Consider the following 9,292-nt stretch of genomic DNA (forward strand, 5'->3'; position numbering starts at 1 on the left):
GGGCAGAACCTAGCCAAGTAGTCAACCAGGTCGCTTGAGGTTCCGAAACACAAGAGAAAGGGCATCAAGAAGCGCCTTGCGATCATTCGCGCTGAGACCGGCGGTTATCTCCTGCTCATGACGCCAAGCGAGAGCAGTGGCTCGTTCAATGAGATCACGACCCTGTGCGGTAAGACTCACCTGATGAGCGCGGCGATCTCCAGGATCGGGATCGCGGCTGACGAGATCAGCGGCTTCGAGCTCATCTAGGATGGCCACCATCGTACTCGCTGGCACCTGGGCTAGCTGGGAGAGATGGTGCTGCTTGGCGGATCCGACGTCTGCCAATGCTCGAAGCACTCCAAAGGTTCGCGGCTCAAGAGAAACCGAGGTCATAAGGACCCGAAAACTCCGCAGCTCCATGGCACCAAGGATGGAGAGCATAAAGGCAACAATCTCACCAAAAGGTCTGAGCTCCTCAAATAATCCGAACTCCTCGCCCTCGTCGCCATCCATCACAGCTACATCAGCCGCTAGTCGAGCCGACTTGTAATCGACAATGAATACTTCTGTATCGAATCATTCTTTACGTAACAGTTCATCTTCAAATAATTTTTCAAGCTCGCTCAACAGTGCAATTTTAGCCCATCGCCGGAGCGTCATTCTCATATGGGTCATCATCGTTATGGCTGGTGGCTTCGCCGCCAGCAGAGTGGTGAACCGGCTGAGCTATAACTTTGCCACCCCCTGGACAGCCTGGTTACGTCGCCTCCCAGAAGATACTCCAATATTTTGGCAACGGTGGCCAGAACGCCCGAGCGATGACGGTGATCGCAGGAGTAGACCCCTCCACCTCATCGACGGTTGGTGCAGCGCTCAAAACAGTAGCGAAACAATATCCGAGCATTCGCTTCATTGACTCCTTCAACGTACCTGGGCTCGATCTCCTCCACCACGGCAACGAGGTGGTCTACCTTTTTACTACGCCACCCACATCGCTCGCCCCTCCTAGTCTCCCCAACCAGATCACAGCGACCCTCGGACACGACCTTCCTTCGCTTCACATCGCACTCACTGGAGAGACACGGCTCACCACAGCCGGCAAGAGTTCTGGTCTCGGCGTTCTAGCAGAGACCATCATCGCCGGCATCGGTGCCCTCGCCATCTTGGCCTTCGTGTTCGCCTGGGTGTTGGCGGTGATTCCGCTGGTGATCGCGGCCGTCTCGATCTTGGCCACCTTCCTCATTTTGCTTGGCCTAAGCTATGTCACCCAGGTCTCCTTCGTACTCGAGTTTCTGGTCTCGCTCATCGGCCCGGGCATCGCGATCGACTACTCGCTATTGATCGTCACCCGTTGGTGCGAAGAACGCGGTGACGGTCTGGCCAACCGCGATTGTGATCTTGATGTCAATGGCCACGGCTGGACGTTCGGTCGCCCTCTCTGGTATTACTGTAGGAGTTGGACTCTTGCCCTTCTCGTGCTGCCAGTGCCGCTCCTGCGTTCCACCGGCAGCGGAGCGTACTCATTCCCGTCATCTCCATCGCCGTCGTGCTTACGCTGCTACCCGTACTCCTCTCTCTCATCGGCGAACGCCTTGACTGGCCCCATCGAAGGATCGCACGCAGTGGCTCCCCTTCATGGCACTGAATCGGTGAGATAATCACCGGTCATGCCTGGCCCACGCTGATAATCACCGCTGGCCTCATCATCATCTTTGCGCTGCCGGTATTCGGCATCCGTCTCGGTCAAGATCAAGCCGGGAGTCAATCGAGCTCTACCCCAGCATCGATTGCCTATCACTCACTCCTGGGTACTGGATATAGCGCGGGCATACTAACCCACCTCGAGGTAATCTCGTCCCCATCCAAAGCTGCTCACATCGATACACTCCTTCGGACCGTCCCTGGGATCGTCGAATCCGCGCTACCTGCCGGTCGCTCAGGCACACGTACTGGGCTCGCTGACACCATCGCCATCCCCAACGTTGAGACCGTCAACTCCGCCAACTTTGCACCAGTTAATGTGGTCACCTCACTCGCCAAGCATGACCCCTCTATCATCGGGGATCGGTGCTAACGACCTCGACTCCTCACAGGCAATCTACGGACAGGCGCCCCTAATGCTCGTCACATCATCGCCATCTTGACCTTTATCCTGCTCTCAACGGCGCTTAACAGCATCGTCCTGGCGATCAAGGCGGTTACGGTCAACCTATTCTTGCTGGTCGCCACCTTCGGGATCCTTACTTGGTTCCGGCAATCCGGTCACCTCTCCAAGCTCGTCTTTGGGGGCCTAGCTACCGGTGCATAACCTTCTGGATCCCGATCTCTATCTTTGCCTTCCTCTTCGGCCTATCGATAGACTACGAAGTCTTAATTCTCGCCAGGATTCGCGAGGAGTATGACGCCGTCGGCTCCACGAGGACTGCGATCGTCAACGGCCTCTCACCGGAAAACTCGTCACCAGCGCAGCGATAATTCTCTTCCTCGCCTTTGCCTCTCTCACCTCGGCTCCTCTCACCGATATTAGGGTGCCAGCGACCGATCTTGGCATCGGCATCTTGGTGGATGCGACCATCATAAGAGGGATTGCAGTTCCAGCCTTGATCCAGCTCTTTGGGCGTGCCAACTGGTGGACGTCCTCATGGTGGAGCAGGCTCGGAAATAAGCAGGCAGCCAACTAAACCAGCAGGAGGGACGAGCTCGACGGTGCAAGTCTGTTGCGGCTAATCGAATCCTACGACCTCGTGCACTACAGGCTCCCTTGAGATCCAAAAGTCTGGCTCTCTAACATCGAGGTCAACGGTGGCGCCAAAACTGCTGCAGTCGATTGGCGTCTTTCGTTCCGCACCGGAGTCAACCACACCAATAAAGCCTCGGTCGGGGCCCGGGTTCAGCGTCGCGTTCAACACCGTCGGCTCTACGCCAATCCCATTTTGAGGACAGTAGCCCGGAAGACGATGAACGGCCACAACGTGCTCATTTCGCTCACTCAATCGAGGGTCAAATCGTCACACTATCTCCGCTAAACAGGAGTTAACCGCTTATTGTCCCTCTCAGCATGAATTATCGCACTCATTGTACGAGAAAGCGTAAAGCTACAACCTATATTCTGCCGATACCACTCACTGTAAGCGTTTTCTTCCAATATGGAGTCGCATTTAAACGTTTACAAGGAGGATGGATCGACATGGCGCCGAAGATGGCAGTACGGATGCTCGGAACACTCGCGTTGTCCGGAGGCTTAAGCCTCATAGGTATCGGGGCAACGGGCACTACGACCTCGACCGCAACAACTATTGCGGTCCACGCAAGAAGAACAGTAAAGACCCGGGTCACAGCCGCCTGGCCGATCACCTCGATAGCCGCTGGATCGAGCGGCAAGGGGTATCTGGTCGCCGCCGCAGATGGTGGCATCTTTAACTTTGGAGGCGCAGCGTTTGAGGGCAATACCTATACAGATGGGTTAACGGGGCTCTCTGGTGCCCACCCCCTCAATGCCCCGATCGTGGGGATGGCGGCAGAGCCCGGTGGCACCGGCTACTGGCTAGTGGCCAAAGATGGCGGAGTCTTTAACTTTGGAGGCGCGAAGTTCGCTGGCTCCACCTATAGCTACGGGATCACGGGGCTCTCTGGTGCCCACCCCCTCAATGCTCCAATCGTGGGGATGGCGGCAGAGCCAGGTGGCACCGGCTACTGGCTAGTGGCCAAAGATGGCGGAGTCTTTAACTTTGGAGGCGCGAAGTTCGCTGGCTCCACCTATAGCTACGGGATCACGGGGCTCTCTGGTGCCCACCCCCTCAATGCTCCAATCGTGGGGATAATCCCGACCCCGAACGGTGGAGGCTACTGGTTAATCGCCGCTGACGGTGGTGTCTTTGACTTTGGGAACGCGAAGTTCTACGGATCGACCTACAGCCAGGGGCACACTGGCCTTGGCGGCAGTCATCCTATCAGCGGTCGAATCGTTGGTGGAGTAGCGACACCAAGTGGGAATGGCTACTGGTTGGTGTCTTCGACTGGTGCAGTCTACAACTTTGGTGGTGCCGCCAACGAAGGCGATACCGCCAGCAAGGGCTACACCGGTCTTGGCGGCAGTCATCCCCTCCCGGCTCCAATCGTCTCTATGGCAGCCGATTCAGCCGGCACTGGTTATTGGCTCGCTGGTAGCGATGGTAGCGTCTATAACTTTGGCAGCGCTGCCTACAGCGGCGATGTGCCGAGTCTTCCGACTCCAGGAAAGTCGAGTGCGGGCGGAAGTGGACAGAATAACACCACGGTAGCCACCACGCAAGCCCCAAATGTCACCACGACATACCAAAATCCACCGCCCCCCGGTTCGCTGTTAAACCCAACTACCAACATCTCGGCAAACCCGAACTACTATTCGAGTTGCACCAACGCAGTTGACGGTGGGCAGAGCGCTAACAGCGTCCCATGCGAGCAAAGTGCTGTGGCGGCCATCAACACCGGCAGAGCGGATCAAGGGTTGCCAGCGATGAGTTTGCCCAACAACTTCTACCAGCTGCCCGCTATAGATCAGCTGTTTGTGTTAGTCAACGAAGAGAGGGTATCTCGTGGTCTCGTTCCGGTCTATGGGCTTGCCAACCCGCTGAACGCACTTGCCGCACAGGGGTCATCCGCGAATACCGATCCTCCGATCTCGCAGTCAACCTTCTCCACCGGCCCGTGGGCGCTCGGTCTATACGCCAACTGGGCTGAGGACTTCTCAACAGCAGGCAGCATGTATGACTGGATGTACAACGACGGATGGGGCGGAACGGGAAACACGAGCAACTTGGCGTGTACGAGTCCAAGCTCATCTGGATGCTGGGGACACAGAGCCAACATCCTCGTCTCCAACTCGAGCGGCTACACCCCTGTCATGGGAGCCGCCAGCATCAACGAATCATCGCTCGGTGGCTGGATCGGATTCGAGTCAGACGCGACGGTACTTACTGAGGTTGCAAACTCCGAACTCCACTCAGTCTCCTACAGCTACACCTGGGCACAGGCGGTGGCGGCTGGCGCAGATCCCCAAACCTAAACCATGCGACTCCATAAGGGCCGCTGTCTCTCTAGACAGTGGCCCTTTGGTCGCTCTCAGCCGGCGATCAAACACGCAGGGTCGGAGGCGAGAGGATCTCCAAAGCTAGCAAAGGCTCTAGAGCGCGACCCACCACAGAGGTCGCTGTAGTCACAACTGCCGCAGGCGCCGTGAAACCTTGCTCCACGAAGTTCGATAAGCAGAGGAGTATCGCGATAGATCGACACCAACGACTGTTCGCGTACGGATCCCAAGGTCACTGGCAGAAAACCTGAGGGATATACATCACCATTGTGGGCTACGAAGATGATGCCTTTACCATCACGGGTGCTTGCTAAAGCTACACGACTGGCGTGATGAGGTACACCTACACGCTCATGTACCTCGGCCATCAACTCGGTGTAGAGGGCGCCTGTGTTGTCGATGCCCTGTTGGCGTTCACGGACGATGCGACGGAAGAATGGAGCCTCAACTGTACGCACCACGAGCCCATACCCACTCATGTCGTAAAGGAAATGGGCAACGTCTTCGTTCTCACTCGGACTCAGTGAGAGCATAGAGACACCTCGACCAACCTCGATGACGAAGAAGACCTCCCATATCTTGATTCCCTTCACGAGCAGGAACTCGACGATACTGGGGAGTTCGTGCACGGTGTCAACCATGACGGTTGAATTGATCTGCACCGTAAACCCCTCCTCTTGCAGGAGATCCAGGGCTCTTGAAGTCTGCTCGAAGTGGCCGTCCACCCCACGAATATGCTCGTGGACCTCGCGCATCCCGTCCAGCGAGATCGATACCGATCTAACCCCCAGCGAGCGCAGGCTCGCTGCTCGTTCTGGAGACAAGAGTGGACTTACAGCGGGAGCAAGCGCTACCCGTACCCCGCGCACCTTTGCCTCCACAATCAACTCGTCAAGGTCGTCTCGCATCAAGACGTCACCACCGGTCATGATCAGGATGGGGCTAGGATGGCCAAAACTTGCCACCTGATGAATCAAGTTGATCCCCTCGGCAGTTGTGAGCTGATCCGGTAGGCCACAAGATATGGCGCTGGCTCGACAGTGCCTGCAGGCGAGGGGGCACGCTTTGGTCATCTCCCAGAACACGAGCTGTGGGCTGCTGTCATAACGAGCCTCTCTCACAGTTGTCATCATGGGCATCAAGACTCACCTCCTTTTCGCTTCATTGGTCCAACGGCTAGCTGCGGAGGCAGCCTCTCCTAGTACCACAACTCCATAGTAGATTTGTTTATCTTTCAAGTCGAATGCGCTTTAGCAGATATGAACCAAGATGTGACCTTCGGCCCAGGCGGCGACGGACTTTCAGCCTTCACCTCGGGATCTCTACACATCCTCGTTTGTGCCAGCAGGAGGCGAGGCTGTTTACCAGCCGGGCCCCCGGCTCGCTGTCACAAAGTTAAGTCGGCCAGTAGCTAAGTCGAAGGATAGGGGATGACGGTACTCGCTGCCATACCCTGCGTATTGGCCACTGAACTAAGCAAGGAAGTGAAGAGGTGCCCCAAGACCGAATCGTGATCGTCGCGTTACTCGCGAACGAAGACATGAGGCGAAATGCCAAAAAATATCTGGCAACCGTCACTCCAGCCAGCTTCCCGGTTATCTTGCTGGTCGAAGGGCAAGAGCTCGAAGCTCGCGATCGTCAACGGCTAGATAACGCCCAACACGCAGCTCTTCTCGCTCCGGCTGCATCGATCACAAAAGGATGGCTTGACGAACTCCTCGTGATTGCAGAACAACACCCAGACTCTGTAGTGGTGCCCGGTTCGCCAAATGTGAACGGGCCGCAGCGCCTGATACTGGAAGAGAAGCAATCAGTGCGGTATCTTAAGGATCAAGGACCCTATGCGGTGAATATCCGTAAGCACTTTGCCAACATAACCCAACCGATTCACTACGCTACCGATCTTGTTGCATGTTCCCGAGGGGCATGGGTATGCGAAGCGTTGGACACAGGTGGTACAAGCTCGCGTGAAGCATTCAGCGCTCTCTACCGTGATCGGCCGCTGCTCCTTGCCCAGGGTGCAGCAGTGTTCTCCTCGGAGATAAAGTCACAACTGATCCCAGGTGCTCCAATGGCCTCGCCTCTAGTATCGCTCTGCATGATAGTCAAAGATGAGGAAGAGGTGATTGCAGATGCTCTGGATTCTGCACGTGGCTTAGCCGACGAGGTGATCGTCTACGACACCGGTTCGACCGACGATACGGTCGCAATAGCAACCAGACACGGTGCTCGAGTCATTCAGGGGCAATGGCGTGACGACTTCGCCTGGGCGCGCAACCAGACACTCCAGTATGCGACAGGAATGTGGATACTCTGGATCGACGCTGACGAACGTGTTCGTGGTGACAAAGAGGCGCTACGGGTACGTCTTGAGGATCCCTTAGCCCCCTTTGAGTCGTACTCTATTCGAATTGAGAACGTTACCGGAGGGGGCCTCACTTCGTTCAACCACTATGCAAACCGCGTCTTTAGACGTAAAGATTGCTTCTGGAGGGGAGCACTACATGAGACAATATGGTATCGCGATGAGCTACGCACCTGTCATGCAGTGCCTGCCCCTGAGATGTATCTAGAGCACTTCGGATACCTCGACAACACAATGATCGACAAGAAAAAAGCGGATCGCAATATCCGTATCTCCGAAGGCAACCAGTCAGCAGCGTCCCCAGAGGAGGCAGCGATGCATGAGGCGCGATCATTGATGATGGCTAACAGGCTCGAAGAGGCGATCGCCTTGGTAGAGACCCAAGTGATTGACGGTGATTCTCGTGCCATGAGACGCCTTGGGGTCCTTGCGCTTGGATCCTGGTACCGCACGGTTGGTAGATACGATGATGCTGAAATTGCTATCGAACGCTATGAGGGAGAGGGGTATGACCCCTCCTTTGCCCACAAGGAACGCGCCCAATTAGCCTTTGAACAAAAGGACTACGCCAAGGCACTTGCTTATGCCGACCTGGTCACAGAGACAGTTGTCGACTATGATGGGCTCACAGTTTCACCGGATGGCTTGATTGGCCTAAAGGCGCGTTGTCTCGTAAAACTAGATCGCCCCGATGAGGCATCTCGCTTGGTTATCGAAGGTCTCGCTCGAGGTGTGATGGACATTCATCTCAACGAGCTCATAGAGCTGATGAACCAAGGCCAAGTGCCCATGTCAGAATTGGCAGATGCACTGCCCAACGACAAAGAGCAACTAATAATAGCGCAAGTTCTCCAAATCGACCCAAGTATTGCAGATGATATCTTGGTGGAGTTGCACGCTTTGAGACCAGATGATCGAACCCTGCTAGCCGCAGCATCACTGGTCGCACGCCACCTTAACGACGAGCGTCGCCATTACTGGTTAGGAGTACTAGCAGAGTGTGGACTGGAGGGTTCTCTCGGCTCGAGCAATGCGGATGACATGAGTGCCTAACTGAATGTTGATACTAGGTAAAGATACGAGTGGCACCGCGCTCATCCTCAAGCAATAGTCCCCGTATACAATTACTGATCTTCCGCCGTGCGAAGGTCACCTTTGGTCAACTCATCACAATCGGCAATGTGATCACTCTGACTTATTCTGGGCTCTATTGACATTCATGTGGATAAACTCGCCCTTTCATAGGGTAACTTCAAGTCAATCGGTCCACAAGCTAGCATCACCAGTGCGAGGGTAGCCTTGGCGGAGTGAAACCCATACGAGCGGGCAATGATGGAGCGAACTTTGGTGTTGAGTCCCTCGACCCTTCCATTGGATACCCCAAGTCTGATGGAGGCAAGTATCCCGTCTCGATGAGTTCGGATGGTCTTTGAGAGTCGGATGAAACTCGATAGTCGTGAGCGTGAGGCTCGCTTGCACCAGTGATCGAGCATCTCATTCACCTCGTCGATCTCGAGGTCACCAGCAAAGATCGCCCGTAAGGACTCCTTCATCTCATAAGCTCGCCATAGGGCTCCCCCTCGTTGTTTGATGGCTAAGAGGGCTAGTCCTTGACGCTTGGTTAGGGTTCCTGGATTCTTCAACAGTGCCCACCGTGCCCCGGCGAACTTACGGGCAAAGGTAGGAGAGGGAAGCTTTCTCATCTCCCGCCAGAGATCCTTGCGTACCTCCTCTAGGGCCTCGGTTCCCANCTTAACCACATGAAATGGATCGAGACAGATTTGGACGTTAGGTGCCTTCTCGCGGAAGGCCTTGGCAAAGGCTGGACCGAGATCCATGGTGGCTGCTTTGATCTTGGCAATCCGTTCTTCACCCAG

The 9,292-nt window shown here is 55.6% G+C and carries 10 protein-coding genes; 5 read left to right on the forward strand and 5 right to left on the reverse strand.

Annotation, left to right across the window (positions count from 1 at the left end; genetic code table 11):
* Nucleotides 1-21 precede the first annotated feature (21 nt).
* Complete coding sequence (locus FEAC_RS12505; RefSeq protein ID WP_052566366.1) at nucleotides 22-495, reverse strand: MarR family winged helix-turn-helix transcriptional regulator; 474 nt, start codon at nucleotides 493-495, stop codon at nucleotides 22-24.
* A 221-nt stretch (nucleotides 496-716) separates the two neighbouring features.
* Here FEAC_RS12505 and FEAC_RS12510 point away from each other — a divergent pair, with 221 nt between their 5' ends.
* A complete protein-coding gene (locus FEAC_RS12510) occupies nucleotides 717-1,640 on the forward strand; it encodes an MMPL family transporter (protein WP_052566367.1) in 924 nt (307 codons plus the stop codon).
* 214 nt (nucleotides 1,641-1,854) lie between these two features.
* Here FEAC_RS12510 and FEAC_RS15660 read toward each other — a convergent pair whose 3' ends face one another.
* On the reverse strand, nucleotides 1,855-2,010 hold the full coding sequence (locus FEAC_RS15660) for a hypothetical protein (protein WP_156099294.1): 156 nt from the start codon (nucleotides 2,008-2,010) through the stop codon (nucleotides 1,855-1,857).
* A 112-nt stretch (nucleotides 2,011-2,122) separates the two neighbouring features.
* Between FEAC_RS15660 and FEAC_RS15665 the strand changes: the two genes are divergently transcribed.
* Nucleotides 2,123-2,290 carry a hypothetical protein gene (locus FEAC_RS15665; protein ID WP_160290401.1) on the forward strand — a complete coding sequence of 56 codons (168 nt, stop codon included), beginning with the start codon at nucleotides 2,123-2,125 and terminating at the stop codon, nucleotides 2,288-2,290.
* A gap of 166 nt (nucleotides 2,291-2,456) precedes the next feature.
* Nucleotides 2,457-2,663, forward strand: a complete 207-nt coding sequence (locus FEAC_RS16485) for an MMPL family transporter (RefSeq protein WP_419195369.1) — start codon at nucleotides 2,457-2,459, stop codon at nucleotides 2,661-2,663.
* A 42-nt stretch (nucleotides 2,664-2,705) separates the two neighbouring features.
* Here FEAC_RS16485 and FEAC_RS12525 read toward each other — a convergent pair whose 3' ends face one another.
* A complete protein-coding gene (locus FEAC_RS12525) occupies nucleotides 2,706-2,951 on the reverse strand; it encodes a hypothetical protein (RefSeq protein WP_035390436.1) in 246 nt (81 codons plus the stop codon).
* Between the two features lie 218 nt (nucleotides 2,952-3,169).
* Between FEAC_RS12525 and FEAC_RS12530 the strand changes: the two genes are divergently transcribed.
* Entirely contained in the window at nucleotides 3,170-5,026 is a 1,857-nt protein-coding gene (locus FEAC_RS12530; protein ID WP_052566370.1) for a hypothetical protein, read from the forward strand.
* Nucleotides 5,027-5,082: 56 nt separating this feature from the next.
* On the opposite strand, the gene FEAC_RS12535 is transcribed toward FEAC_RS12530, so the two are convergent.
* Nucleotides 5,083-6,189: a TIGR04053 family radical SAM/SPASM domain-containing protein gene (locus FEAC_RS12535; RefSeq protein WP_201773912.1), complete on the reverse strand. Its 1,107-nt coding sequence runs from the start codon at nucleotides 6,187-6,189 to the stop codon at nucleotides 5,083-5,085.
* A gap of 353 nt (nucleotides 6,190-6,542) precedes the next feature.
* On the opposite strand from FEAC_RS12535, the gene FEAC_RS12540 reads away from it, so the two are divergent.
* A complete protein-coding gene (locus tag FEAC_RS12540; RefSeq protein WP_035391054.1) occupies nucleotides 6,543-8,468 on the forward strand; it encodes a tetratricopeptide repeat-containing glycosyltransferase family 2 protein in 1,926 nt (641 codons plus the stop codon).
* 164 nt (nucleotides 8,469-8,632) lie between these two features.
* Here FEAC_RS12540 and FEAC_RS12545 read toward each other — a convergent pair whose 3' ends face one another.
* Nucleotides 8,633-9,292 (reverse strand): transposase, encoded by a 660-nt coding sequence (locus tag FEAC_RS12545; RefSeq protein WP_082055655.1) that lies wholly within the window; start codon nucleotides 9,290-9,292, stop codon nucleotides 8,633-8,635.

It is taken from the genome of Ferrimicrobium acidiphilum DSM 19497, assembly GCF_000949255.1.
In the GTDB taxonomy this organism is placed as follows: domain Bacteria; phylum Actinomycetota; class Acidimicrobiia; order Acidimicrobiales; family Acidimicrobiaceae; genus Ferrimicrobium; species Ferrimicrobium acidiphilum.

What these genes read in the sequence shown, in the direction of transcription:
- FEAC_RS12530 (WP_052566370.1), top strand. Translation starts at nt 3,170, where the DNA reads ATGGCGCCGAAGATGGCAGTACGGATGCTCGGAACACTCGCGTTGTCC.
- FEAC_RS12505 (WP_052566366.1), bottom strand. Translation starts at nt 495, where the DNA reads ATGGATGGCGACGAGGGCGAGGAGTTCGGATTATTTGAGGAGCTCAGA.
- FEAC_RS12535 (WP_201773912.1), bottom strand. Translation starts at nt 6,189, where the DNA reads ATGCCCATGATGACAACTGTGAGAGAGGCTCGTTATGACAGCAGCCCA.